The 26,749-nt window shown below is 52.2% G+C and carries 26 protein-coding genes; 16 read left to right on the forward strand and 10 right to left on the reverse strand.

What is annotated here, in order from left to right; all coding sequences use genetic code 11:
* Positions 1-109: 109 nt before the first annotated feature.
* A complete protein-coding gene (lpdA, locus tag IPG22_10745) occupies positions 110-1,519 on the reverse strand; it encodes a dihydrolipoyl dehydrogenase (GenBank protein MBK6588760.1) in 1,410 nt (469 codons plus the stop codon).
* Between the two features lie 125 nt (positions 1,520-1,644).
* A complete protein-coding gene (locus IPG22_10750) occupies positions 1,645-2,055 on the reverse strand; it encodes a hypothetical protein (protein MBK6588761.1) in 411 nt (136 codons plus the stop codon).
* Between the two features lie 99 nt (positions 2,056-2,154).
* Between IPG22_10750 and IPG22_10755 the strand changes: the two genes are divergently transcribed.
* Positions 2,155-2,514, forward strand: coding sequence for a sulfurtransferase (locus IPG22_10755; GenBank protein ID MBK6588762.1), 360 nt, complete (start codon positions 2,155-2,157; stop codon positions 2,512-2,514).
* Between the two features lie 467 nt (positions 2,515-2,981).
* Here IPG22_10755 and IPG22_10760 read toward each other — a convergent pair whose 3' ends face one another.
* On the reverse strand, positions 2,982-3,401 hold the full coding sequence (locus IPG22_10760; protein MBK6588763.1) for a hypothetical protein: 420 nt from the start codon (positions 3,399-3,401) through the stop codon (positions 2,982-2,984).
* Between the two features lie 82 nt (positions 3,402-3,483).
* On the opposite strand from IPG22_10760, the gene IPG22_10765 reads away from it, so the two are divergent.
* Entirely contained in the window at positions 3,484-4,167 is a 684-nt protein-coding gene (locus IPG22_10765) for a class I SAM-dependent methyltransferase (GenBank protein MBK6588764.1), read from the forward strand.
* 5 nt (positions 4,168-4,172) lie between these two features.
* On the opposite strand, the gene IPG22_10770 is transcribed toward IPG22_10765, so the two are convergent.
* Positions 4,173-4,502, reverse strand: a complete 330-nt coding sequence (locus IPG22_10770) for a winged helix-turn-helix transcriptional regulator (protein MBK6588765.1) — start codon at positions 4,500-4,502, stop codon at positions 4,173-4,175.
* An 84-nt stretch (positions 4,503-4,586) separates the two neighbouring features.
* On the opposite strand from IPG22_10770, the gene IPG22_10775 reads away from it, so the two are divergent.
* The 7 genes from IPG22_10775 (at position 4,587) to IPG22_10805 (ending at position 11,344) form a co-directional block, all read left to right on the forward strand.
* Positions 4,587-5,138: a rhodanese-like domain-containing protein gene (locus tag IPG22_10775; GenBank protein ID MBK6588766.1), complete on the forward strand. Its 552-nt coding sequence runs from the start codon at positions 4,587-4,589 to the stop codon at positions 5,136-5,138.
* An 8-nt stretch (positions 5,139-5,146) separates the two neighbouring features.
* Positions 5,147-5,908 carry a sulfite exporter TauE/SafE family protein gene (locus tag IPG22_10780; GenBank protein MBK6588767.1) on the forward strand — a complete coding sequence of 254 codons (762 nt, stop codon included), beginning with the start codon at positions 5,147-5,149 and terminating at the stop codon, positions 5,906-5,908.
* A gap of 33 nt (positions 5,909-5,941) precedes the next feature.
* Positions 5,942-7,327 (forward strand): MBL fold metallo-hydrolase, encoded by a 1,386-nt coding sequence (locus IPG22_10785; protein ID MBK6588768.1) that lies wholly within the window; start codon positions 5,942-5,944, stop codon positions 7,325-7,327.
* 8 nt (positions 7,328-7,335) lie between these two features.
* Positions 7,336-7,779, forward strand: a complete 444-nt coding sequence (locus tag IPG22_10790; GenBank protein MBK6588769.1) for a rhodanese-like domain-containing protein — start codon at positions 7,336-7,338, stop codon at positions 7,777-7,779.
* A gap of 134 nt (positions 7,780-7,913) precedes the next feature.
* On the forward strand, positions 7,914-9,119 hold the full coding sequence (locus tag IPG22_10795; protein ID MBK6588770.1) for an aminotransferase class I/II-fold pyridoxal phosphate-dependent enzyme: 1,206 nt from the start codon (positions 7,914-7,916) through the stop codon (positions 9,117-9,119).
* A 106-nt stretch (positions 9,120-9,225) separates the two neighbouring features.
* Positions 9,226-10,632 (forward strand): class II fumarate hydratase, encoded by a 1,407-nt coding sequence (fumC, locus tag IPG22_10800; protein MBK6588771.1) that lies wholly within the window; start codon positions 9,226-9,228, stop codon positions 10,630-10,632.
* A gap of 40 nt (positions 10,633-10,672) precedes the next feature.
* A complete protein-coding gene (locus IPG22_10805; protein MBK6588772.1) occupies positions 10,673-11,344 on the forward strand; it encodes an FG-GAP repeat protein in 672 nt (223 codons plus the stop codon).
* Here the strand turns inward: IPG22_10805 and IPG22_10810 are convergent, their stop codons facing one another.
* The 5 genes from IPG22_10810 to IPG22_10830 all read right to left on the reverse strand — a co-directional run bounded on the left by IPG22_10810 (position 11,345) and on the right by IPG22_10830 (position 17,226).
* Positions 11,345-11,776 carry a hypothetical protein gene (locus tag IPG22_10810; protein ID MBK6588773.1) on the reverse strand — a complete coding sequence of 144 codons (432 nt, stop codon included), beginning with the start codon at positions 11,774-11,776 and terminating at the stop codon, positions 11,345-11,347.
* 27 nt (positions 11,777-11,803) lie between these two features.
* Entirely contained in the window at positions 11,804-13,171 is a 1,368-nt protein-coding gene (locus IPG22_10815; GenBank protein ID MBK6588774.1) for a pyridoxal-phosphate dependent enzyme, read from the reverse strand.
* 62 nt (positions 13,172-13,233) lie between these two features.
* On the reverse strand, positions 13,234-13,683 hold the full coding sequence (locus tag IPG22_10820; GenBank protein ID MBK6588775.1) for a hypothetical protein: 450 nt from the start codon (positions 13,681-13,683) through the stop codon (positions 13,234-13,236).
* A gap of 58 nt (positions 13,684-13,741) precedes the next feature.
* A complete protein-coding gene (locus IPG22_10825) occupies positions 13,742-14,260 on the reverse strand; it encodes a BON domain-containing protein (GenBank protein MBK6588776.1) in 519 nt (172 codons plus the stop codon).
* 11 nt (positions 14,261-14,271) lie between these two features.
* Positions 14,272-17,226: a serine/threonine-protein kinase gene (locus IPG22_10830; GenBank protein ID MBK6588777.1), complete on the reverse strand. Its 2,955-nt coding sequence runs from the start codon at positions 17,224-17,226 to the stop codon at positions 14,272-14,274.
* 206 nt (positions 17,227-17,432) lie between these two features.
* Here IPG22_10830 and IPG22_10835 point away from each other — a divergent pair, with 206 nt between their 5' ends.
* The 5 genes from IPG22_10835 (at position 17,433) to IPG22_10855 (ending at position 23,225) form a co-directional block, all read left to right on the forward strand.
* Positions 17,433-18,011, forward strand: a complete 579-nt coding sequence (locus tag IPG22_10835; GenBank protein ID MBK6588778.1) for a redoxin domain-containing protein — start codon at positions 17,433-17,435, stop codon at positions 18,009-18,011.
* Positions 18,012-18,020: 9 nt separating this feature from the next.
* On the forward strand, positions 18,021-18,572 hold the full coding sequence (locus IPG22_10840) for a redoxin domain-containing protein (protein ID MBK6588779.1): 552 nt from the start codon (positions 18,021-18,023) through the stop codon (positions 18,570-18,572).
* Between the two features lie 12 nt (positions 18,573-18,584).
* Positions 18,585-19,085 carry a hypothetical protein gene (locus tag IPG22_10845; protein ID MBK6588780.1) on the forward strand — a complete coding sequence of 167 codons (501 nt, stop codon included), beginning with the start codon at positions 18,585-18,587 and terminating at the stop codon, positions 19,083-19,085.
* Between the two features lie 116 nt (positions 19,086-19,201).
* On the forward strand, positions 19,202-21,484 hold the full coding sequence (gene purL / locus IPG22_10850; GenBank protein MBK6588781.1) for a phosphoribosylformylglycinamidine synthase subunit PurL: 2,283 nt from the start codon (positions 19,202-19,204) through the stop codon (positions 21,482-21,484).
* A gap of 184 nt (positions 21,485-21,668) precedes the next feature.
* The gene (locus tag IPG22_10855; protein MBK6588782.1) at positions 21,669-23,225 is read left to right on the forward strand and encodes an AbgT family transporter; all 1,557 of its coding nucleotides are present in this window, start codon (positions 21,669-21,671) and stop codon (positions 23,223-23,225) included.
* Between the two features lie 18 nt (positions 23,226-23,243).
* On the opposite strand, the gene IPG22_10860 is transcribed toward IPG22_10855, so the two are convergent.
* Positions 23,244-23,849, reverse strand: a complete 606-nt coding sequence (locus IPG22_10860; protein ID MBK6588783.1) for an isoprenylcysteine carboxylmethyltransferase family protein — start codon at positions 23,847-23,849, stop codon at positions 23,244-23,246.
* 37 nt (positions 23,850-23,886) lie between these two features.
* On the opposite strand from IPG22_10860, the gene hemW reads away from it, so the two are divergent.
* Both hemW and IPG22_10870 read left to right on the forward strand, forming a co-directional pair.
* Positions 23,887-25,071 carry a radical SAM family heme chaperone HemW gene (hemW, locus tag IPG22_10865; GenBank protein ID MBK6588784.1) on the forward strand — a complete coding sequence of 395 codons (1,185 nt, stop codon included), beginning with the start codon at positions 23,887-23,889 and terminating at the stop codon, positions 25,069-25,071.
* Between the two features lie 150 nt (positions 25,072-25,221).
* Positions 25,222-26,682 (forward strand): family 10 glycosylhydrolase, encoded by a 1,461-nt coding sequence (locus tag IPG22_10870; GenBank protein MBK6588785.1) that lies wholly within the window; start codon positions 25,222-25,224, stop codon positions 26,680-26,682.
* The last annotated feature ends 67 nt before the right edge of the window (positions 26,683-26,749 follow it).

Below are 26,749 nucleotides of genomic sequence, written 5' to 3' on the forward strand. Positions count from 1 at the left end.
CTCGGAGATCTGAACTTTCTAAGTTGTGTTTGGTTAGCGGAAGTATAACAAAAAAACGAGAGGCAGATAGCCTCTCGTTCCAATTACGCTATACGAATGCTCGAAAGCTTTACATATGAATAGTCAGATCATGCACACCTTCGGCGGCTTCCATTACGGCTTCGGAAACGGTTGGGTGGGCGTGGATGATGCGGCCTAGTTCGTCGGCAGTTGTTTCTAGAGCCATGCCGACGCAGGCTTCGGCAAGGAGTTCGGTGGCGTGGGGGCCGATGATGTGGACGCCGAGGACCTCGTCGTATTTTTTCTCGGAGACGATCTTGACGAAGCCGTCAGTCTCGCCGAGGATGCGAGCTTTACCCGACGCCGAGAACGGGAATTTGCCGACCTTTACGTCGTAGCCTGCGGCTTTGGCTTTTTCTTCGGTCAGGCCGACGCTGGCGACTTCGGGGTCGCAGTATGTGCAGTTCGGGACGAGATTTTGTTTGATCGGCTCGACCTTTTTGCCGGCGATCTTTTCGACGACGAGAATACCTTCCTTCGACGCGAGGTGAGCAAGCCAGGCGGTGTCGATCACGTCGCCGATGGCGAAAACGTTTGGTTCGTCGGTCTCACAGTATTCGTTGACCTTGATCGTGCCGCGCGGGTTGACAACGACCTTGGTATTTTCGAGGCCGATGCCTTCGATCGACGGCATGCGGCCGACGGCGACGAGGAGCATTTCAGCTTCGAAAGTCACATCAACACCTTTTGAATTCTTACCGGAAACCTTAACGCCTTTTTTGTCCTTGGTCAGTTTGTCGAGTTTGATGCCGGTCTCGCATTTGATGCCGGATTTTTTAAAAGAGCGGGCGAGTTCTTTCGAAACATCCGCGTCCTCGATCGGCACGATGCGGTCCATCAGTTCGACTACCGTGGTATCGCAGCCGAAACGGTGGTAGACACTCGCGAATTCCACGCCCACGGCTCCGGAGCCCATCACGATCATTGACTTCGGAACCTTGGTGAGTTCAAGAATGTGATCGGAATTGACGACCTGTTTACCGTCGGTTTCAAATCCCGGAATTGGACGCACCACGGAACCGGTAGCGATAATGATGTTCTTGGTTTCGATCGTCTCCTTCTTGCCGTCAGCGAGAGCGACCTCGACCTTGCCTTTTCCGACGATCTTGCCAAAGCCGTTGAATATGGTGGCTTTGTTCTTTTTCATCAGATAGGTCACGCCGGCTGAGTTTTTGGCGACGACATCGGATTTATATTTCTGAACGCCTGCCCAGTCGTAGCTCAATCCCGTGACTTTGAGGCCAAAGTTCTCAAAATGGCTGGCTTTTTCATACAAATGAGCCGCGTTGAGCAAAGCTTTTGTCGGGATACAGCCGCGAAGGCCGCAGGTGCCGCCGAGACGAGCATCTTTTTCCTTCTCGATGATCGCGACCTTTAGTCCAAGCTGTCCCGCGCGGACCGCAGCGACATAGCCGCCTGGTCCTGATCCGATGATTGTTACGTCAAATTGTTCTGCCAATGTAGTGTCCTCTGATAAAAAGTGAGATATATAGCCAAAGGAGAATTATAGCGAGTTAACCGCATACAAACAAAAACGCGGTGAGCCTCGATGTCTCACCGCGTCAGTTTCCATCCGCTGCGGAGCTACTTTGTTACCGCGAAAGTCGATTGAAAATCATTCAGAAGCGTCTTAAATTTAGCAGTGGCTTCCTTGTCCGTCGCTAGTTTCATTGCGTTTTTCATCGAAACGTCGAGCAGGGCTTTCCCGCTGTTCGCCATGCTCTCCTCGAGCTTTTTCTTCGTGTCCGCGCTCACCTGAAATCCCATAGCACCTTTAATGCCGTCAAACTTTGCCTTCAGGCTCGCTTTTTTCCCATCAAACGCCTTTTGGGCTTCGTCCATCCCGGCAGCCGTGGGGTTGGCATCGATCTTGGCGACGATCTCTTTCGTCGCGGCGTCAAAGTCTGTGATAAACGCATTTATCTCCGCGTCTTTGCTGCAGCCTGTGAGGCCGATGCAAAATAGTACAACCAAAAATAGTGAAATATTCTTCATGTAATCTTCTCCTATGATCTAAAAATCTAGTTTCGTTAAAAACTATGTTGTCTGAACGGTCAGTTGTCGTGGAAATTGCGGTAATCTTATAGGAAATCTATGGAACACTCAAATGAATTCTTAATACTGGTAAATGACGTTATGCCGAACGTGCGCGAGATTTCGGTGGACGAAACGAAGGAACGCGTGGCGAATGGGGCGACTCTGATAGACGTTCGCGAGGACAATGAGTACGCCTCGGCCCACGCTACCGGTGCGAGACACATGGGCCGCGGCGTCATCGAACGCGATATCGTTCAGACGATCCCCGACAAGGATGCCGAGATCATCCTCTACTGCGGCGGCGGCTTTCGCTCAGCACTTGCGACCGATAATTTGCAAAAAATGGGCTATACGAACGTCTGGTCGATGACCGGCGGCTGGCACGCTTGGGAGGAATCAGGCTCACCAACTGAGTAAAATTACTCGTTTTCGGATGTTAATTTTGGTCTCGAGCATCGTGAGATTCGCGTGAACTTTTTTGTAATTTTTAGTTTTCGCGAATTTTTACCAAAAATCCGACCGAAAAAGTGTGAATCGATTCACACTTTTTTGTGAATCGACGCCCTACCCTCGATAAACAGCCACTTCCAGCGATGCCCTTACCGTCCGCGACAGCCGAAAACGTCATCGAATTGGTAGAGGTAGATCACCACATTCGTGTCAAAATTCCCCGGATTGGTAGAGGTAAATGCTGGATTGGTCGAATGTGTTTTCTGCCTCCAAAATGCCCATTTTCGATCCGTTTCGGTCAGATGAAGCCTTAGCTGCCGATATTTTGAGATGGGTGCCGAGATGGGCCCGAAATGCCGCGGAGATCGGACCAAGATGGGATGCGTTCATGACAGAAGTGATCGCGCTTGTCACCGCCGCATCAGGCTCTCGTTTCAGTTCAGCGTTATCTCAATGGTATAAGCGGCTCTGCTCATGGTGTTTTCGGACGCGTCGTAGACCTGAACGCTGTATTCGCCGCCCACGGGAAGCTGGCCGGTCCATTCGATGGAACGCTTGTCGTTTGGCAAGATCGCGTCCTCGTCCGGGCCGAGGGTTTTTGTTTCATACACTGCTACGTAAGCGTCGCTGTCGGCTGTGATCAGTTTTACGGTGATATAGCGTCCCTTTTTAGCCGAGAAAACGTACGCATCGTAATCGAACTCACGCGGCAGCTTGCCTCGAAAGGTCATCTTGCCTTTTCCTTTCGGAAACAAAACGCGTTTTTCGACCGTCGCCCCATAGATCTCCTGCGGAAAGATCGTTGTTAAGGCCAGCGACATGATCAGTAGGATTTTCGTGATGATATCTCGCATAATTCTTACTCCTTTCCGGCGTATAAAGCCTCTCAGGTAGAAAGGCGTGAACTCGAGGCGTAAAGTATCAATAGAGGTTTGTATGAATTCTGAAGATGAGCTCGTGCCCGATCCGCGTGCGAGAACGCGGGAGTTACAGGAAGAATTTGCAAAACGCGGCGATGTGACCGGCTGGTTTGAGGCTCTTTACAAGGAATCAGCTGGGAATAACGATCTGATCCCGTGGGCAGATCTGACGCCGAACAAGTATTTCAGAGCGTGGGCTGAATCGACCGCGTTAGCGGGCAATGGAAGAACGGCGTTGGTCGTCGGCTGCGGGCTGGGCGACGATGCCCGATATTTGCTCGATCTGGGATTCAAGGTGACGGCCTTCGACATCTCGCCGACCGCGATCGAGTGGGCGAAAAAGCTGCACGGCGACACTGATATCGTTTTCGAAACATGCGATCTGTTCGAGCCATTTCGCGGCTGGCTCGGGGCTTTTGAATTTGTGCTGGAGATCTACACCATCCAGCCGCTGCCGCTCGAAATGCGGCCGCAGGTGGTCGATGCGATCGCGGGATTTGTTGCGCAAAACGGAAAACTAGTTGTTGTCACGCGCGGCCGCGAAGACGACGTCGAGCCAGATATTCTTCCGTGGCCGATGTCGCGCAGAGATCTTTCGCGTTTCAAACACAACGGGTTGACACAAACTGATTTTGTCGAAATGCCGGGGGAGGAAGGTGAGCCGCCGCGATTCATTATCGAATATGTTCGCAATGGATAAAATATTCAGCCGAAAATCGAACTTCTTGCCAAAAATCGCTCTTTCAAACTGCAGCAAACCAGATCGCAAAGCTCAAAAATGGATTCATCCGCGATCCTATAATATACCGTGTTTCCTTGCTGGCGTTTCGCAACAAGGCCCTCGTTCTGTAGGATCCTTAAGTGTTTGCTCACGTTCGGTTGGGTCGACTCTACAGCTTTCGTGACATCTGTCACGCTCGCCTCACCGTTTTCCAGATATTGTAGTATCTCGAGGCGAATGGGTTCGGCGAGAACCTTAAATCTAGCGGCCACCAACCCTACCGTTTCACCTTTCATTTTTTGATGATCCTTCATTTTTTCTTTTGACAATATAACGATATAGTTATATGCTCATATATGAAGTGAGTATATTACTTAATACGAGGAATTTCAACAATAATGATCAAACAGGCCACTGTACAGGAAATAAATGAGCTCTTGGACACCGGCGGCGAATGCCAAGTGATAGATGTACGCGAGTTTTCGGAGTTCAACAGCGAGCGGATCGCCGATGCTCAGTTCATGCCGCTCTCAAATTTTGAGAAGCATGAGGCGGAGATCGATCATACGAAACCGGTCTATCTGATGTGCCGTTCCGGCAATCGAGCCAACCAAGCCGCCGAAAGGTTGATGAAGAAGGGGTTTACGGACATTCATGTCATACAGGGTGGTATGACGGCCTGGTCGGGAGCAAACCTGCCTATCGTAAAGGGCGGATCGACGGTATGGTCGCTAGAACGTCAAGTGCGATTTGCTGCGGGTCTATTTGTGGTGGCGGGTATTCTTCTGAGTGTTTTCCTTTCGCCGTACGTGATCGTCGTTTCGGCTCTCGTTGGAGCCGGCCTGATGTTCTCGGCAGCCACGGATACATGCGCTATGGGAATGATCCTCGCGAGAATGCCATGGAACAGGGCTCCTGCTGCGTGTGAAGCTCCAGCCCAGGCGAAATAGGAATTAGAATGTCTGCATTATTTATCATTGGATTAATATTGAGCGCGGTCATCGGCTTGTCGCTCGGCCTGATAGGCGGTGGCGGATCGATCTTGACGGTTCCGATACTGGTTTACCTTCTTGGTGTCGGCCCGCATGAGGCGGTTGGAATGTCGCTTGCCGTGGTGGGCGCGACGAGTATCCTTGGCTCGTATCTGCATTGGCGGAGGGATAACGTAGACCTTTCAAGCGGGCTGCTATTCGGTCTCTCGGGAATTGTCGGAGCGTTCATCGGTTCGCCTTTAACAAAGCTTGTTTCAGCGGAGGTTTTGCTCTTGATCTTTGGACTCTTGATGTTTGTCGTAGCCATATCGATGATTTGGCGGCGAAATCACGCGATCAGCGACAAACCGCATAAGGCGCATCCATTTCAGGGGATCTTTGCCGGATTGGGCGTCGGCGTATTGACCGGGTTTCTCGGGGTTGGCGGCGGATTTTTGATCGTCCCGGCACTGGTTTTTTTCGGCGGGCTGGATATGAAAAAGGCGATAGGAACATCGCTGTTCGTTATTTTCCTGAATTGCGCCGCGGGACTTATCGGCCATATGAGTCAGAGCGTTTTTGATTGGACGATCACTATAGAAGTGATGGCTCTAGCGGTTGGCGGAGCGTTCGTCGGCACGATGCTGTCGCATCGGATCCCGGCCGCTCGTCTGCAGAGTATGTTCGCAGTCCTCGTTTTGGGAGTGGCCGCTTTTCTGGTGGTCAAAAACTACTCTGTAATCTTTTAGAATTGATAAGATAGGAATATTGGAGAAAGAGTTATGTATTTTAAGCAATTTTATTTAGGTTGTCTCTCGCACGCTTCTTACTATATTGGCTCCGGCACGGAAGCCGCGATCATCGATCCACAGCGTGACGTGCAGCAGTATATTGAAGAAGCCGCGTCACACGGCCAACAGATCAAATATATAATCGAGACGCATTCGCACGCTGATTTTGTAAGCGGACACGTCGAACTTGCGGCGAAGACCGGAGCAGAGATCGTTTATGGTCAGCGGGCGAATACGCAATTTCCAACCCATAAGGTCAGCGATGGTGATGAATTGCATGTCGGAGCTATCGCTCTGAAATTCCTTGAGACGCCCGGCCATACGCCGGAAGGTATAACGATCGTCGCGACCGACACCGAAGATCCGTCCGCACCGCAGAAGATGTTTACCGGCGATACGCTCTTTATCGGCGATGTGGGCCGCCCTGATCTGATCGGATCGAAGGGCTTTACGGCGGAGCAGATGGGCGGGATGCTCTATGATTCGCTCCACGAAAAGATCCTGACGTTACCGGACGAAACCGAGGTCTATCCGGCCCACGGAGCCGGAAGCCTTTGCGGCAAATCGCTCTCGAAAGAAACATGGTCGACCCTCGGCAATCAGCGCAAGTTCAACTACGCTTTGCAGCCGATGACGAAAGAGCAGTTCGTAAAGATCGTCGCCGCCGACCAACCGGAGGTTCCCGCGTATTTTCCAAAAAGTGCAGCTAAAAATCTCGAAGGTTCAGCTCCGCTGACGGATCTGGCGAAACCGCAAGAATTTTCAACCGAGGAAATACAGGCTTTTGACGGTGTCGTGATCGACATTCGGCAGAATCTCGAATACGGCGAAAAGCACATCCCGAATTCTATAAATATAGGCCTCGGCGGCCAATTTGCGTCGTGGGCCGGAACGCTCGTGCCGATCGGAACGCCGATCGCGATCGTTGCCGACAACGAAACTCAGGTCGATGAGGCCTGCACGCGGCTCGCCCGCGTCGGGCATGAAACGGTGACCGGCTTCATCCTGCTCCACAATTACAAAGGCGAGACGAAAAGCATCGAACAAGTGTCGGTAAACGAGGTCAGCGAACTGACGCAAACCGAGAAATATCTCCAATTCGTCGACGTCCGCCGCCCGGCCGAGCACGCCGCCGGGCATGCTGACAGGACCATTAATATACCGCTTGACCGGCTGGCGGTGGATTTTGACAAACTCGATCCGAACACACCGACTTACGTGATCTGCCAGGGCGGATATCGTTCAAGTCTCGGGACAAGCATTTTGGAAAATGCCGGGTTTCGAAAAATATTTAACGTAACCGGCGGAACCGCCGCGTGGATCGAGGCTGGACTCGAAACAAAGATCTCGGCGACCGCCTGCGCCAACTCTAAGTAGGAGAGCTTATGAAGTACTTACTAGTTATTACTTTTGCCATACTTTTCGTTACGGGCTGTGACAAAGCCTCGACAAAAAATACTGATTCCGGCGTTCCAAATGTCGCGACCGAAATAAAAGAGATCTCGCCGGCCGCCGCTCAAACCGCTGTTTCGAAGGCTTACTCGCAGTTCATTGATGTTAGGACCTCTGAGGAATATGGGGGCGGTCACGCCGCTCGAGCCGAAAATATCCCACTCGATACGCTTACCGCCAGTTTCGACAAACTCGAAAAAAACGAGCCAGTGTACCTGATCTGTCAGACAGGAAACCGGTCAAAGAAGGCGGCTGAAATTCTGAAGGATGCAGGATTTAATAACGTCCTCAACGTCACCGGCGGAACGGTAGCATGGCAGGCCGCCGGCTTGCCGATGGAGACAAGGCCGCCTCACAATATACCGCCGCCAAAATAGACGTTGGAAATATTTTACCTGTTTGTCAGTTCGTAAAAGGTCTGGTGCGCAGCCGGAAAAAACCATGAGAAGTAGTTTCTGGCGGGATTATAGGCCGGCGACAAAGTCAGAATTCACCCTTTCAGGACGATCATATGAGTACAAACTTTGACCCCAGCAACGCAATACAAGATTTTCTGGTGTTTGGTGAGTTTGGTGACGTAAACCCGTCGATCACCGATTCGTCTACTTTTACTTTCATGACCCCGGACCGCATGGAAGAGCTTTTCGACCATGAGATCGAAGGGTGTTTTCTGTATTCGCGGCACTGGAACCCGACGAACAAGTTTCTCTCCGACGCACTTGCCCGGATGGAAGACAGCGAATCGGCACAGGCAAAGGCCTCCGGAATGGCTGCGATCTCGTCCACTATCGTGCAATTATGCGACAGCGGTGACGAGATCATCTCATCCAGAACGATATACGGCGGAACCTACGCGTTATTCAAGAATTTCCTTCCCCGATTCCGTATTACGACCCATTTCACCGATCTCGCTGACCTCGAAAAGGTTCGCTCACTCATAACCGACAAGACCAGGGTGATCTATTGCGAATCGATGAGCAACCCGCTGCTCGAGGTGGCTGATATCCCTTCTCTGTCGGCACTTTGTAAGAAGCACGGCATTAAACTCGTGGTCGATAACACCTTTAGCCCGATGATACTTTCGCCGATACGGCACGGGGCGGATGTCGTCGTCCACAGCCTGACGAAATACATCAACGGTACTAGTGACTGTGTCGCCGGTGCAGTCTGCGCGAGCGATGAGTTTATTCATCGGTTAACGGATATCAATTCGGGAGCTTCCATGCTGCTGGGCGCCGTTCTCGACAGCACCAGGGCGGCGAGCATCTTAAAAAACATGCATTCGCTGCATTTGCGCATGCGCCAGCATAGTGTGAACGCGATGTTCCTGGCAGAAAGTCTGCGGGCTCTCGGCCTGAATGTCTATTACCCGGGTTTGCCGGAACATCCGCAGCATGAGCTTCTGACACGCCTAATGAATCCCGGATACGGTTATGGCGGAATGCTTGCTGTTGATGTAGGCACGCTTGGCAGTGCAAACGATCTAATGACCCGAATGCAGCAGGAAAAGGTCGGATATCTCGCCGTGAGCCTCGGGTATTTTAAGACCCTTTTCAGCGCTCCCGGGCACAGCACATCCTCTGAAATACCGATCGAGGAACGCGAAGCGATGGGCCTGAGCGAGGGGCTTGTGCGGTTTTCGGTCGGACTCGATAACAATATCGGCCTTTCGTTCGAACGTATCAAACGCTGCCTTACGGATATCGGCGTCATTTAGTATTAGTAAAAGGATTCAAGTATGTATTCTTCGGTTTTGACGTCCGATCATCTTTTTTCATTCACAAAACTGATATAAAATCAGGTTGTGTCTCGAAATCAAATTTATGTCAGAAGCAACAGAAAAAGCAGTTGGAACACGTATTGAGACTGACTCGATGGGTGAGATCGAGGTGCCGAATTCGGCGTATTGGGGAGCTCAGACGCAGCGGTCGCTGAAGCATTTCGATATCGGGTTCGATGTCATGCCGCGTGAGGTGATCAGGGCTCTCGGAATTCTGAAAAAAGCCGCCGCGATCGTGAACAACGACCTCGGGAAATTGCCCGATGACAAGCTCGCTCTCATTATTCAGGCCGCGGACGAGGTGATCGAGGGTAAGCTCGACGCGCATTTTCCGCTTCGGGTTTGGCAGACAGGTTCGGGAACGCAGACGAACATGAACGCCAACGAGGTCATCTCGAACCGCGCGATCGAGATCGCCGGCGGCGTGATGGGCTCGAAAAAGCCGGTACATCCGAATGACGACGTGAACAAATCGCAATCGTCGAATGATACCTTCCCAACGGCGATGTACATCGCGGCAGCGGAACGTCTGACTGCATTGATCCCTGAGGTTCAAAAGGTTCAGGACGCGATCGAGGCAAAAGCACATGAATTCGAGGGCGTCGTTAAGATCGGTCGAACGCATCTGCAGGACGCGACGCCGGTGACGGTCAGCCAGGAATTCGGCGGTTGGGCAAATCTTGTCAAGCGCGACATCGAACGGCTCGGGATGGTTTTGCCCGGCCTGATGGATCTCGCGATCGGCGGAACGGCGGTCGGAACGGGGCTGAATGCTCATCCGGAATTCGCAGAACGCGCAGCGGCAAAGATCGCCGAACTTACAGGTCTGCCGTTCAAATCGCATCCTGACAAATTTGCTGCTTTGTCGGCACACGACGAGGTCGTGTTTGCTTCGGGCGGGTTGAAAACTCTCGCCGGTTCGCTGATGAAGATCGCGAACGACATCCGTTGGCTCGCGTCCGGCCCGCGTTGCGGCATCGGCGAGATCTCGCTGCCGGAGAACGAGCCCGGAAGTTCGATCATGCCAGGCAAGGTCAATCCGACGCAGAGCGAGGCGATGACGATGGTCGCCGTTCAGGTGTTTGGAAATGATGCTGCTATCGGATTTGCGGGTTCACAGGGGAATTTTGAACTCAATGTTTTTAAGCCCGTGATGATCCACAATTTCCTGCATTCCGTCAGGCTGATACACGACGCTTGCCACGGATTTGTTGATTACTGCATAAAGGGCATCGAGCTGAATCGCGAGCAGATCGACCACTACCTTAGAGATTCGCTTATGCTCGTGACGGCGCTCAATCAGCATATCGGCTATGACAACGCGGCCAAACTTGCCAAAAATGCTCACAAGAAAGGCATCTCTCTCAAAGAGTCTGCCGTCCAACTTGAGCTTCTGACCGCTGAACGTTTTGATGAACTCGTCAAGGCTGAAGACATGACGCATCCGTAGTTTAAGTCGCCAGTTACGACAGTTGTAGTAAACCTAGATTATGAAGGGATTGGTGGTCGCACTTGTTCTCGTGTTTAGTACGTCGGCGTTCGTTCAAACGACGTTCGACGTGAAGAACGCCTCGAAATATTTCGATATCAAGGTAAAGGTCGAGAAATGTGATGACGGTTATTGCACCGGCAAAGCGTCGTTCTCGTTTTTCAAGAAGAACGGGTCGAAACCTTATCAGGTCATCGAACTAGACGATACGCAGATCCAACTTTCTCAGGCGGGACAGCCGCTGACCAATATTTCACTGCTTTATGACGACCAGAGCGTTGTAAATGTTGGTGACTTCAATTTTGACGGCATGGAAGACGTGGCAATCTGCAACGGGGCAAACGGTTCATACGGCGGGCCTTCATACAATGTTTACTTGTCATCGCGGGCGGCGGGGAAGTTTGTTTACAGCAAGGAGTTTTCAGCTCTCGGTGAGCATCTCGGAATGTTCGAGGTCGATAAGAAACGGAAACGCTTGAGCACGCTCGATAAAAGCGGTTGCTGCTATCACATTGCCGAGGAATTTATCGTGGTCAACAACAAGCCGTTTAAGATACGCTCGGTCGAAGAAGACGCGACCGCCTCGGACGACCGAATGACCACGATCACTACAAAAACCTGGGTCGGCGGGAAATGGAAGACTACAGTTACGCACGGAAAGCGTGAAGAATAGCTAGAACGTCGTGTTTGCAGGCGTGTAATAGAATAGATAGTAAATCAAGATCGCAACGACCATTAGAACCGCAAACGTCGTGAAGCCGACCAACATCAACATGCTTTTTGCACATCCGCCGGCTGATTTCGTTTGCTTTTCGGAGGTCCGAACGGTTGGGCTAGCGAGTTCATCGTCAACAGGCGCGACCGGGTATTCTCTCGTTTCTTCTTCGGCTTCAGCGTCTGGCGTTTCCGTATCTATCTCTTCCTGATCGATAGGCTCAGTATCAAATTCATCCGTATCTGCTTCAGAAAACTCCGGAGCTTCCGTATCGATATCATCAGGGTCTACGTACTTCTTGGCAGACTTCGGCGTCTTTCCCGCAGAGGACCGAAATATCGGATCTGGCATTTGCCATTCGCCGTTGTTTGAATTGGATCCGTTGCTCATCGTTCTAGCCCAACAGCACAAACCCGCTTATTTTTGAATATCCAAAACGTCAGACCGAGTGATTATAGCAGTAATTCGCTTAAAATCTTCGATCAAAACTGCCGGATATTTTTTTAGTTTCGCCTTGATCTGAACCAGGCTTGCGTCGGCCTCGAGGACCGGAAAACTCTCGTCCATGACATCGCCGACCTTGCCGTCGAGCAGTTCACGGTTTTCGAGAAGCTTGGCGAGTACGTGGCTTTCGCGAATGCTGCCGACTGATCTATGCTCTTCCAAAACCGGCATTTGGGTCACTCCATTCTCGCTCATCAGGCTCAGAGCGGAGCTTAGAGTCTGATCTGGTGAGACTGAAATAAGGACCGGCGGCGAACCCGAGTTCTTGGTTTCTGCGATCAATCCCGCAGTGATCCGCTGCGGCTCTAGCATCAGTTTTTCCTTCATCCACTCGTCTGAGTAGAACTTAGATAGATAATGCTCACCCGTATCGCAGACGATGAATACCAGGATATCGTCCTCGCTAAGATCCTTAGCGACTTTTAGAGCGGCAGCGAAGATCGTTCCCGCTGATCCACCGCTAAAAATACCTTCGCGGCGAGCCATTTCTCGTGCGGAGTTGAAGGACTCGCGGTCGGTGATATTGATGATCTCATCGATGATCCCGACGTCGGCGTTTCCAACCGGCAAATTTTGCCCGATCCCCTCTACTAAATAGGGAGTTGCTTCGGGAACGAAACCGGATTCTTTATACGTCTTAAAGATCGAACCGTACGGGTCAGCGCCGATGACCTTGATATTCGGGTTCATCTCCTTAAGATAACGGGCCGTGCCGCTGATGGTGCCTCCGGTACCGATGCTTGCGACAAAATGCGTTATCTTGCCGTCAGTATCGTTCCAGATCTCAGGTCCGGTCGTGCGGTAATGGGCTGCCGGATTCTCAGGATGATTGTACTGGTCCGGATAGAAGGAATTCGGGGTTTCCTCGGAGATCCGTTTCGCCGTCGCCACGTAATGGTCGGGCGTTCCGGGCTTTGCCGCGGCCGGACACACCACGATGTCGGCACCTAAACCTTTAAGATAGCGGACCTTTTCGGTCGAGGCTTTTTCAGTAAGCACGAAAATACATTTGTATCCGCGAACCGCTGCAACTAGGGCCAGGCCGATGCCAGTGTTACCCGACGTCGCCTCGATGATCGTCCCACCTTTCTTGAGCACGCCTTCGCGCTCGGCCCAGTCGATCATGGAGATTCCGATCCTATCCTTGACGGAATACCCCGGATTCAGGCTCTCCATTTTGGCGTAAACCTGAGCCTTGATCTTGTGCTCTCTGGTGATGTTATTGATACGCACGAGGGGCGTATTGCCGATTAGACTGAGGATGTCGCTATAAGTTTTCATGACAAAAATACCAGTTATGTATACATAACCAGTTTAGGCTCAAAGCGGATCTGAGGCAACGGTCAGTCTGTCGCTTTCGTTCCCTTGGCAGAACATGTGTCGCCCTCGGGGATGCAAACGTCACCGCATTGCTTTGTACCAGGGCCGCATCCGCCGGGCTGCGGGCGAAGCGGGCTGTCGGCGGGCGGCGGAGTCTCTTCAAATCTATTTACGTTGATCGCTGTAGGACACCCGACGTCCCGCACGAGATCCATCAGACGCTGGTAATTCTTCGAGTTATCGGTCCAGCCCTGCAGCTTTACAAACTTGTTCACCGACCCAACGACGATATGCGAAAGCTGCGGCGCGAGCACGCTGTCGGCTTTGATCGCGTCGACGATAGCGACGACGGTCTCTTCGTCGGTCTTCGGACAGGTTTGTGCTTGAACAGTATTCGAGCCGGCGGTTGCGAAAAAAGCTATGGCAAATACCGAAACGGAAAGTAATGAACGGAGTAAATTAAATGACCTCATACTTTAACCTCGTGTTTTTGACCTAAGGGAGCTATTTCAATACTGGGCGACCCTTAGGTTAGGGAGCCTTGTTACCGGGCACCGTCGTAGCCGTGATCTTTTTGCAAGTCTCCCCTTTTATGTTGCATTGATCGCCGTTTGGAATACATATATCCCCACAGGGTTTGTAACCGTCCGGACATGCGCAAGATCCGGGAATAGGCTTCGAAGTAGTTGTTGTATTTGGGTAGAACTTGTCAGTTATTACTTTGGAAACGCCCTTGGTATCCTCTGCGGCAAGGATCGCCTGTTGACGAATACTCGCGCTGCTTACGCCGCCGTAAAGGGTGACTACGCAGCCTTTCGAGAAGTAATTAAAATACATGGAATCGGCAGCAAAAGGTGGCGACGAATAGGTCTTTTCCAGGAGACTCGTTATCTCAGCATCATCGCAGGTGGGCGTCGTTTGCAGGACCGGAGTGTTCGACTTGTTAGTTGACGCGGTGTTCTTGTTCTGGTCCGATGGTGCACTGCAACCGGTCGTAATGACGGCAGCAACTATAAGAAAAAGAGCAAACTTTGCAAGTGATTTCTTCATAATTATCTCCCTTATTCCGAATTCGAAAAGTTCATTGACGATAGCACGCTGAATCGCGTTTGCTTACCGAATACGATCGAACTACCGTCAGGTACCCACGCGAGTTTTGAGAAATACGATCCTGAATCGTTGTTATTCGTCAGCCTCCGCGGCGTTCCTCCTGCCGTCGCGAGAACCCAGATATTGTCCAGGTTCTGATCGCGCGCGGCGTACGCCAGCTGCTTTCTGTCTTTAGACAGGAAAATATTATAGAAATATATGTTCTTAAGACTCGTGACCAGACTCTCGGCACCGCCTGAAATAGCGATTCGGATAACTTTCGTTTCGGGCGGCAGCCCACTAAATTCTTTGCTCGGTTCGACTATAATCACCCCATTCTCGTCGGATGTCCAGCCAATAAGGCGGAAGATGCGGTCGGTTTCAAAAACCTGAGTTATCTGCCCGCTTGAAATATCAACGACCTTCAATCCACGCTTGGCTTTTCCGTTTTCGTCGCGGTTCTTGTATTGATACGAAAATACTATTCGCTTGCCGTCCGACGACCACTCCGGAGCGTTTAAAACAACCCCAGGTTCACTAAAATTTGTGAGCTTCGTCTCGGCTCCATCTCGACGTGACACTAAATAGAGGTTCGCGATCTTGTCTTGTTCACGGACAAAGGCTATCGAGGAACTATCGGGAGCCCAATCATAGTAACGGCTCTCGACCTGATTGTATGGGGAGATCGAATAGCCAACACGTGAAATACCGGTCGCCGCAAGCAGGCGCTCGCCGCCACCGCTAGCGTTCACGAGATAGAGTTCGTGTTCTTGCCCGTTGATCTTGCGATATGCCACGGCGGAGCCGTCGGGCGACCAAGCAGGAAGAAAACCGTTCTCAGCAATCGTTGTTGGTCGCTCACTGTCGGTTGCCGGTTTTAGCGACTTTACGACGATGTTGGATCTCAGAAGCCTGTTACCTGAGCTAAGGCCCTTTACGGATTGGAAAACGACTCGCTGGCCGTCAGGCGAGACATCGGGCCAGAGTTTCGCATTGAGGTCGCGGGAGACTGGATTCTCAGCCCCACCCGCAACTGGAACGCCCCAGAGGTTTGATTCCTCTTTCGCCGAACTCAAAATGATGGAGCGGCCGTCAGGCGCGGCGTCAACGATGCTGCTTTCCGATTCCGGGGTCGCGATCCGTTCATTCACTCCCGATCCCGATGTCGTGGCGAACATTTGCTGGACCTCATCCGCCGTGGTGCTGAAAAAAAGCTGACCCTTCTCAGGCAGCCACGCGATGTACTTATCGAGCTTGCCCTTTCCTTTAGCGATCTGAGTCACTTTTTTGGTTGCCAGATCGCTCGAGAATATTTCCCAATCGGTGTCTGTGCCGGTCGCATAGGCGATCGTTTTTTCGTCGGCCGAAATGTCTGTCCATTTCGCCTTGTTGTCGCCGAACGATGTGACCTTCTGAGTGGTTCCGCTGGCTATTTCGACAGCGTAGAGTTCACCGTTCAGCTCGTAATAGATCTTTCCGGTGGAGGTCCAGCGGCGAAGCTGACTGCTGCCGTCAGTGAACGCGGCGATAGACCGCGGCGTACCGCCGAGGGCACCAACACGCCAAATACCTATGGTTGGTGAGCCATCCGCTCCTGGCCGCTGCGATACAAATGCGATCTCATCGCCCTTTGGCGACCAGATCGGATCGGTATTTGGGAACGCATCGTTCGTGACCTGGATCGCATCCGTTGAGTTAGTCTGCGTTACCCATATGCCTTTGGTGCCTGAACGCGTCGAGGCGAAAGCGACTAGTTTCCCATCAGGCGAGATACTTGCCGTTCCGAACAGTTCCCCCGGTGCACTCGTCCAACTGGCGACCTCCGTAGTTTTATAGACTGCCGTGATTGCATTTGACCCGCTCGCGGGCCGGAAATACCAGACGGAGCCAACGATCGAAGCCGTCAAAAGTACAAAGACCAGAGCATGTAGCACTGTGAACCTTCGGGTTTTTGAGATGCTGGTTGTAAGAGCAGAGCGTAGTTTGCTTTGCGTATTCAGCAGGCTGTCCTGATTCGTTTCGTGGATCGCTCGTTCGAGGGTCGGATGAACGCTCTTGTTGAGTTTTGCCTCAAATTTCAATTCGTCTCTGAGGTCTTCTATGTCTATATGCAGATCTCTGACGCTTTGATACCTATGGTCGCGGTCTTTCCTAAGCGTTTTATCGACGATACGTTCGAGTTGCCGCGGCAGATCAGGTACGACCTGGCGAAGTGCGGGCGGATCGTCTTTAAGGATAGAACTGATCAGATCAAGATGGCTTTCACCTTCGAATGGCCGCTTGCCGGCGAACATCTCAAATAGCACGATCCCAAGGCTAAAAATGTCGCTTCTCGGGTCGATCGGCCTTCCCCTAGCCTGTTCGGGCGACATGTACGCGACCGTACCGACGATCATTCCCGGCTTTGTATTGAGGTGCGGCAGAGTCGTTTCGATGCTCTGGGCGCTGTTAGGCAAAAGCTTTGCTAGTCCGAAATCAAGCACCTTCACCAGGCCATCCTGCCGGATCATGATATTTTCCGGTTTGATATCACGATGAATGATCCCGGCTTCGTGAGCCGCGCCAAGTGCGGCGGTTATCTGCAGTGCGATGTCGAGTGAAGCGATCAGACTGATCGGCTCGCTCCTTATGTGGTCGCGGAGCGTAAAGCCCTTTATCAACTCGGTCGCGATGTATTGCGACCCCTCGTAATTTCCGATCTCGAAAACCGTGAGGATATTCGGATGATTAAGAGCTGACGCGGCCTTAGCTTCCTGAACGAATCGATTGACCCGATCTTTATCTCCGGAAACCTCGCTCAGCAGAACTTTAAGCGCGACCTGACGGCCGAGCTTTGAGTCCTCGGCAAGATAGACCTCGCCCATTCCGCCCGCTCCGATCGCGGAAACGATCTTATAGTGCGAGAGTATTTCGCCTGAATTCAACACTTAAGTTCCAATGGATAGTAAAGACTTTGTTCGCATAATTATAGCCATATTTGGGATTTGCTGCATCAAAAAAGAAATATTGTTGGAAACGGAAGCGAAACCGTTTTACAGGGACTGGCGTAATAAAAGGAAAAACTTGTAACCGAGCGGTATTCATTGCTAAACTTAGTTAAATTTAGATCATTTTTGACCTGGAGGAATTTCAAATGAAAAGAGTTATTTTTCTATTCACTATAGTGCTCGCTTTAGCGATCGCGGGCAGAGCACAGGGAATCGCGGTTGGAGTCACGATGGATGACTTTACTCTTTCCGGCACAGACGGTGGTACGCATAGCCTTAACAGCCTGAAGGGTAAAAATGGTACGGTGGTGATGTTCTTGTCGGCACAGTGCCCGGTTGTAAAGGGATATATCGAACGCATAAACGCGGTTGCCGCAGATTATAAGGCGAAAGGCATAACTTTTATCGGGATAAATTCCAATTCGACTGAAGATTTTAACTGGGTTAAGACTGACGCCGATCAGAATTTCAAGTTCCCAATGCTTATCGACAAAGGCAATAAACTCGCCGACAAACTCGGAGCCAGCGTGACGCCTGAGGCATACTACGTGGATGCCAAAAATGTGCTTCTATATCACGGTGCGATCGACAACGACCGTTCGGGCAAGGCCATCACAGAGCAGTACCTTAGAACAGCTTTCGATCAATCGCTCGCCGGTCAGAAGGTTGTAAATACACGCAAGAACGCATTTGGCTGCACGATAAAGAAGATCGCGGCTCAGTAGAAAGATCTTATGTCTAATAAGCTTGTTTTTTTCGCAAAGACGGCGCTCTGCGCCGTCTTCATGTTTACGGTCGCTTTACCGGTTTTTTCGCAAGTGAAAAAGCCCAAAACGCCTGCCAAGAACGCCGCGGCTTCCGTGCCGAACGTTACCCAGATCGATATCGAAGGGCTCAAGGCATTGATAAAGCCGAAAGGAAAGCCGTTGCTTATAAATTTTTGGGCGACGTGGTGCGACCCATGCCGCGAAGAGTTTCCCGATCTCGTAAAGATCGATACCGCGTACAAAGGTAAGATCGATCTTGTGACGGTTTCGCTCGATGACCTCGCCGATATCAAGACGCTTGTCCCTAAATTTCTCACCGAGGTAAAAGCCGAAATGCCGGCTTATCTACTCAAAACGGCTGATGAAAGCGCAGCGATCACAATGGTCGCCAAGGACTGGAGCGGTAACCTTCCGCTAACCATTCTTTTCGCGCCTTCGGGCGAGACGGCGTATATTCGGATGGGCAAGGTTAAATACGAGACGGTGACGGCAGAGATCGATAAGATCCTTATGCCATAGAATGCAAATATTATGTTCGGAACAATAGAAGATTTTCGAACTGCCTGGGACTACGAGGCGGAAATGACAGGCAAGGTGTTGCTCAACCTGACCGACGAATCGCTAGGTCAGAAGGTCAATGACGAAGGGCGAACGCTCGGCTATCTGGCGTGGCATCTGGCGATAACACTGCACGAAATGCTCGGGCTCGTTGGCCTCAACATCGACGCTCCGGCCCCGGATAGTGAATGCCCGACAAGTGCGGCCGAGATCGCCCGCATATACGGTATTGGCGGCAAATCGGTTGGTGATGAGGTTTCAAAAAACTGGACCGCAGAAACGCTTCTGATCGAAGACGACATGTACGGTGAAACTTGGTCGCGCGGAATGACGCTTTTTTATCTGATCGCTCACCAGGCCCATCATCGAGGACGAATGACAGTTCTGATGCGTCAAGCTGGACTCAAAGTTCCCGGCATCTATGGCCCCGCGAGAGAGGAATGGGCGGCTTTTGGAGCACCGGCGGCTCCGTGACGATTGATATCACAGTCCGATTAACACAGAGTTTATGCGTGCAGGTTTGATAATAACATCCGAAACGCATAAACTCTTTTGTTTATTTTAGGTGGCATTTTCGCTCTATATAAACGATGACCAGTATCACGCCCGAGATAGTCGAACAGCACGGCCTCAAACCTGACGAGTACCAAAAGATCATAGAATTAATGGGCCGCGAGCCCAATATTACGGAGCTCGGCGTCTTTAGTGTGATGTGGTCAGAGCACTGTTCTTACAAGTCATCGCGCGTACATCTCAAGCGTCTGCCCGTCACCGGCCCGCGTGTGATCGTACCGCCCGGCGAGAATGCCGGCGTGGTCGATATCGGCGACGACTGGTGCGTGGCGTTCAAGGTTGAATCGCACAATCACCCAAGCTTCATCGAGCCATTCCAAGGGGCCGCAACCGGCGTCGGCGGAATCCTGCGAGACGTTTTCACAATGGGAGCAAGGCCGATCGCAGCGATGAATTCGCTTAGATTCGGTCCGCTCGGGTCAGAACCGGGAGCCGTGGTGACTGGATCCGACGAAAAGGTCCAAGCCCGCAACCGCTCCATCCTCAAAGGCTGCGTCGAAGGCATCGGCCATTACGGCAACTGCTTCGGCGTGCCAACCGTCGGCGGCGAGGTCGTTTTTGACGAATCGTATAGTCTAAATCCGCTCGTGAACGCCTTCGCTCTAGGCATCGTCCGCAAAGACCAGATCTTTTTCGGCAAGGCTGAAGGTATCGGCAATCCAGTTTTGTACGCAGGAGCAAAAACCGGACGTGACGGTATTCACGGAGCGACGATGGCGTCGGCGGAGTTTGATGAGGAAGCCCTCGAAAAACGCCCAACGGTCCAGGTCGGCGATCCGTTCCTTGAAAAGCTCCTTCTCGAAGCCTGTCTCGAAGCCATGCGCAGCGGAGCGATCGAAGGCATCCAGGACATGGGCGCTGCGGGGCTCACGAGTTCGTCCGTCGAAATGGCTGCCCGTGCAGGCAACGGCCTCGAGCTAGATCTGACGCTCGTTCCGCAGCGTGAAACCGGTATGACCGCATACGAAATGCTGCTCTCCGAATCGCAGGAGCGAATGCTTATCGTCGCCCGCAAGGGTCGCGAAAAAGAGGTCGTCGAGATCTTTAACAAGTGGGACCTCGACTGCGTGACCATCGGCCGAGTGGTCGAAGGCGACCGCCTCAAGATCGTCCACAATGGCGAGCTGATGGCCGATCTGCCGGTCATGGCACTGACAGACGAAGCTCCGAAATACAATCGGCCGATGACAGCGCCACAAAAGGCAGAACCACCTGCGTTAGCGGGTGGGTTCCGGCAAACGCCAAGGACCGAAGACCCAAACGAAGCATTAAAAATGCTTCTCTTGTCGTCCAACATCTGCTCCAAACGCTGGGTTTACGAGCAGTACGACACGATGGTTCGCACGAACACGGTGATCACGCCGGGAGCTGACGCGGCGGTCATTCGCGTCAAGGAAACCCGCCGCGCGATCGCGATGTGTTTGGACGGGAACGGCAAATTCACCGCGATCGACCCCAAAAACGGTGCAAAACTCGCGGTTGCTGAGGCTGCGCGAAACGTCGTTTGTGTCGGGGCAACCCCGATCGCGGTCACGAACTGCCTTAATTTCGCTTCGCCCGAGCGGCCTGAGGTGATGTGGAGTTTCTCTGAGGTTATCGATGGCATTGCCGACGCGTGTAATGCGTTCGACACGCCGATCGTTTCAGGCAACGTCTCGTTCTACAACGAAACGGACGGAAAAGGAATTCTGCCGACGCCGACGATCGGCATGGTCGGCCTGATCGATGACACGCGAAAGATCATCACCCACGGCTTCAAAAACGAAGGCGACATCATCGCCGTCCTCGGCGAAACAAAAGACGACCTCGCTGCCAGCGAATACAGCCAAACCATTCTCGGCTACACGACCGACGAACTGATAGCGAACGGCAAAGTTCCGCAGATCGATCTCGAAGCCGAAAAGCTGGTCCAGGACACGCTGCTTAGACTCGCCGACCAGATGCTTCTGTCCTCGGCCCACGATTGCTCGGACGGCGGCATCGCCGTCGCGATCGCGGAAAGCTGCTTTTCGTCACTCGGACGCCATACGACGGGAGCTACTGTCGATATTAGCTCCAATGGCCTGGCGATCGATCCTCTTCTATTTGGCGAAAGTCCTTCTCGTATTGTCGTTAGCTTTGCTCCCGAGGTGCTTGAAAAGGTTAAGGCCGTTGTGGGAACCTGCCCATTTCAGATTATTGGCGAGGTTGGTGCCTCCGTACTCGATATCTCTGTCGACGGTACCAGGGCTGTTTCGCTGCCGGCTGACGACCTTGAGCGTGCTTGGTCGGATGGCCTTGAAAACCGATTAAGCAACTAACCAAAATTGAGATCCCGTTCCACTAAGCTTGATTTCTTATAATCCTTACTTTATCGTAAGGATTAACCCGTGTCGCGATTTCGCTGCGGTCTCCTAGCTAAATCAACAAGTTCGTACATTTCCGTCCACACCTTTGGGCTGGATATTACTACGTGAGATCTACTGAAAACGGAGAATTTGAAACATGACGACTGCTGCAAAATCATCGCCAGAATTCGGATTTCTTGGCCGGTTACTGAACCGGATCGAGAAGGTCGGAAACGCTATACCTAATCCGGCCCTTCTTTTCGTTGGGTTTGCCGTTGTAACTTTGATCTTGTCCGCCATCGTTTCCTGGTCCGGCCTTTCCGTAGTTCATCCTGGAACCGGCGAGACCGTAAAAGCGGTAAATCTGTTAAGCGTGGATGGATTGCACCGGATCCTAACCGGCTTGGTCACAAACTTCACGGGTTTCGCTCCACTTGGAGTCGTTCTTGTGGGGATAATGGGAATCGCCGTGGCTGAGGCAAGCGGCCTTATCTCGGCTGTTTTGCGAGCTTTGGTGCTGTCCGCTCCTCGTCGGCTTCTCACGGTGGTCGTTATTTTCGCCGGGGTCATGTCGAATATGGCCAGCGATATCGGTTACGTTGTTTTGATCCCGCTTTCCGCAATGATCTTCCTGGCGGTTGGGAGGCATCCGCTGGTCGGACTAGCGGCTGCATTTGCCGGCGTTTCCGGCGGCTTTAGCGCGAATTTGCTGCTCGGCCCTACCGATGCTCTACTGGCCGGGCTTACGCAAGAGGCAGCCCGGATCATCGAGACAGCGTACGTCGTTACTCCCGCTTCAAATTTCTACTTCATGGCCGCGTCGACATTTCTTATTACCGTCTTGGGAGCCTGGATGACGGAACGCGTGATAGCTCCCCGTCTCGGTGAATACCAGGGTGAGGCTAAGGCTAACAGTTTAGAAAAGCTTTTACCTGTCGAGAAACGAGCTCTTTTATGGACTGCGGTGGCTGCTGCTGTTTTTGTGGGCCTCATACTTTGGGGAACGATCCCGCCCAGTGGATTTCTTCGCGATCCTAAAACCGGCAGCTTGCTGAAATCACCATTTCTATCCGGGATCATTGCATTTATTTTCTTTGGCGGAGTCTTACTCGGACTGGTTTATGGCTTCGCTTCGCGAACTTTTAAAAAGGTAGAAGAAGTGATCGCCGCGATGGAAAACTCGATGAAGACCATGGCGGTCTATCTTGTTTTGGCATTCTTTGCCTCGCAATTTGTCGCATTTTTTAACTGGTCCAATCTGGGATTGATACTTGCGGTTGAAGGTGCGGAACTGCTCAAGGGGCTTCAGCTTAGCGGCATCACGCTGATCATCGCGTTTGTCGTCCTGTCCATACTCCTTGATCTGTTTATTGGTTCTGCCTCAGCCAAGTGGGCCGTGATGGCACCGGTCTTTGTTCCGATGCTCATGCTGCTCGGTTACTCGCCCGAGCTCGCTCAGGCTTCGTACCGTATCGGCGACAGCGTTTGCAACATTATTACGCCTCTGATGTCATATTTCCCGCTGATCGTAGCCTTTGCTCAGAAATACGATCCTAAAGCTGGTATTGGTACGATAATGTCGCTCATGATGCCATATTCATTGGTCTTCTTTATTGGATGGACAGTTTTCTTGATCGTGTGGTTCACATTTGGGTTGCCTTTGGGCCCCGGAGCGGGTTTGTACTATCAACCTGAGATGGTTCCTGAGAGATAGCCGTTTTAGAGGCTTGCGTCATTTGATAAAGGGGACGAGCGCCGGCACTTTTGCCTCCCACTTCGTGAACTCCTCGCCAAAGGCTTCACGAAGGAGGGCTTCTTCAAGATCTGTCCGGATCTTTGTTCCAATCACGAAGATAACGACGGCGGCAGGAATCGCTATCCAATTACTAAAAATAATTCCGGTTGCTACCATGATCCCGAACATTGCAGTGTAAATAGGGTGTCGAACGATACCGTATACTCCTGATGTTATTAGCTTATGGCCCTCGGTCAGTCGTGCTGCGAGGCTCCACTGTTTGCCAAGTTCATTGATCGCCGATACAGCAAGCCAGATGCTCGCGACCGCAAGCACAACAGCGACGATCTGAAGGACGATGTTCACGGCGAATTGACCGTTTATCAACGGTGATCCAAAAGGAACGCGGTATAACGCCCAGACGAGACCAAACCCAACCCCTTGGAGAATGAGTCCGGCCCAGGATCTGGGTGCGCGTTTCGTATCTGGTGCCGAAGTTGGTTTCTTGCGAATCAGGAAGGTCCAGCCGAAAATAAACCAGAGCATTACGACCAAGCCGAAGGAGCCAGCGTTTACGTAATACGATATTTGTTCAGTGTTCATCTTTTGCTAAACGCCTCCACGCCATAGAATAGTCGTTATGCCCGCCGGAATCTATCTCCACATCCCATTCTGCAAGTCGCGTTGCTCCTATTGCGATTTCGCGACCGACATCTATCGAAGCAATGATGCGGTCGAGCGGTATGTTTATGCGATCTGCCAAGAGGTCAGAACCACCTGCGTAATCGGGCGGAACGAACTTGGAATGCGATCTAGCTCGATTCCCACGGCACTTTCGCCCGCTTATACAGGCGGTTCTGACATCGACACTATCTACTTCGGCGGCGGCACGCCGTCTTTGCTGAAGCCGGATCAACTCGAACGAATCCTAGATGCCGTCCACTCGAAATTCAGCGTTGACCCCGCAGCCGAGATCACAATGGAGATGAATCCCGCGACCGTCACACCGGAAACGCTGCAGGCATTCCGTTCGTTGGGGATAAATCGCGCGAGTTTCGGCGTGCAGACCTTCGACGAACGCTCGCTCAGACTGCTCGCCCGTGGGCATGATGCCAATGACGCACGGCAGACGTTCAGGATGCTTCGCGAGGCTGGTTTTGACAACGTCAGCTTTGACCTGATCGCCGGTTTGCCCGGCCAGACCCTAGCAGATTGGGAACGCAACCTCGACGAAGCGATCCAAATGAACCCCGAACATCTCTCGCTCTATCTGCTCGAGATCCACGAGGGCACGCCGCTCGCTGAGCAGGTTCGCAGCCGCCGCCAGCCCGACCCTGACCCCGAACTCGCCGCCGAGATGTACGAACTAATGCTCGACCGCCTCGCCGCCGCCGGATACGAGCAATACGAGATCTCAAACTTTGCCCGCCCCGGCTTTGAGTCGCGGCACAACAGTAAGTACTGGACGCTCGATCCCGTTCTTGGCTTTGGCGTCTCAGCCCATTCGTTTGATGGAGGCCAGCGATACGCTAACGAACGCGACACAGCGAAATACGTCTCGATGATCGAGGAAAACAAAACTGCCGAAGTGATGCGTGAGGACATCGAGATCGCTTCCGAGTTCATATTTCTCGGTCTGCGGCTCGAATCCGGGATCGATCAACACGCGTTTTACCGGCGATTTGGTTTTGATCTGGTGGAAAAGTATCATCGTGCACTCGACGATCTTGCTGAGAATGGATTGATCGATCTTGGCGGTTCTAACTTGAAATTGACTAGAAAGGGCAAGCTGTTTTCGAATGAGGTCTTCGCTGTGTTTGTTTGATCGCGACTGGAGGGTGGCATCCTGCTCTCCCATGGTTTTCTCGCAACTGCAGCGAAATACCAGGCGTTTAAGGGCGAGCAGGATGCTCACCCTCCAGTCGAAAAGTCGGAAAATACAACAATGTGAGCAAGTATGTATAGCAATCTTGGAATGCTTCTATTCCTCATTCTGAACTCAATGATCTGCGTCGCCGCCCAGCCGTTGCCGCAGATCGATCGTGAATTCCGTGCGGTTTGGGTCGCGACGGTGGATAACATCGATTTTCCCACAAAGAAAAATCTGCCGATCGCTGAACAAAAGGCCGAGCTGATCGCGATCCTCGATCTCGCGAAAAAGCTGCGTCTCAATGCGGTGGTGTTTCAGGTGCGGCCGATGGCGGATGCCTTGTACCGGTCAAGGCTTGAGCCTTGGTCTGAGTTTTTGACGGGACAGATGGGACGCTCTCAAGCGTTCGACCCGCTGGAGTTCATGGTTGCTGAGGCTCACAAACGCGGCATTCTAGTTCACGCGTGGTTCAATCCGTATCGTGCGTATCATCCATCGGCGAAAACGATGTCGGACGATCATGTTTCCAAAAAACAGCCGTCGATAGTTCGCCAATACGGCAGGTCGATGTGGCTCGACCCGACCGATCCGCGAGCAAAGGCACATTCGCTTAAGGTGATCAAGGATGTGGTTCGCCGCTATGATATCGACGGCGTTCACTTTGACGATTATTTCTACCCGTACGCCGAGACTGACGCCGAAGGCAAGAAGATCGAGTTTCCGGATGAACAAAATTGGCGGGACTATCTGTACGTTATCAATCAGATGGCTCCCGGCGGGATCGAAAAGAAACCGCCGAGTCGTGCCGATTGGCGTCGTTCGCATGTAAACGAATTCATCGAATCAGTGGGACGCGAGATCAAACGAATCAAACCCGAGGTCGTTTACGGCATCTCGCCATTCGGAATCTGGCAGCCGATACCGGATAAAGATATCGCAGGCTTCAACGCCTACGCCGAGCTTTACGCCGATGCCCGCAAATGGCTGCAGGACGGAACGGTCGACTATCTGGCCCCGCAGCTATATTGGGAAACTGCGAGAAAAGGGCTGAGTTTTCCGAATCTGCTCGATTGGTGGAAATCTCAAAATGTGAAAAAGCGTCATATCTGGCCGGGAATTCCTGTGTACAGAATCGGCGAAACGCCGACCTTCACCGCAGGCGAGATCGCGTCACAGATCGCAGCGACGCACCAGGACGAGCTGACCCACGGAGCGATCTTCTTCAGCCAAAGGTCGTTGAGAAAAGACATGGGCGGCATCCAAAACAAACTCGCGGGCGAGGTCTACAAACGCGACGCGGTCATACCCGCATTCCCATGGATCACCACCAAACGCCCTGCGTCACCAACAGTTAAGATAAAACGCGGCCAAGATCGCGTCACTGTTTCCTGGACCGAAAAAGGCAGCCGAAAAGCGTTCTGGTTCGTCGTCTACGCTAAAGACAAAAACGGCTGGAGCAGCTCGGTCCTACCAGCAAGCGAGCGGTCGATCGTACTATCAGCTGATCGACAGATCGAGAGGGTGATTGTGAAAAGTGTGGATCGGCTGGGGAATGAGAGTAGATAGGCTTTTCATTGCGGCCCTGCTATATCTTTTGCGACTTTGCGGGAAATGTCTTGCTGGTTTCCCGCAA

The organism is Acidobacteriota bacterium, from assembly GCA_016703965.1.
Taxonomy (GTDB): Bacteria; Acidobacteriota; Blastocatellia; order Pyrinomonadales; family Pyrinomonadaceae; genus OLB17.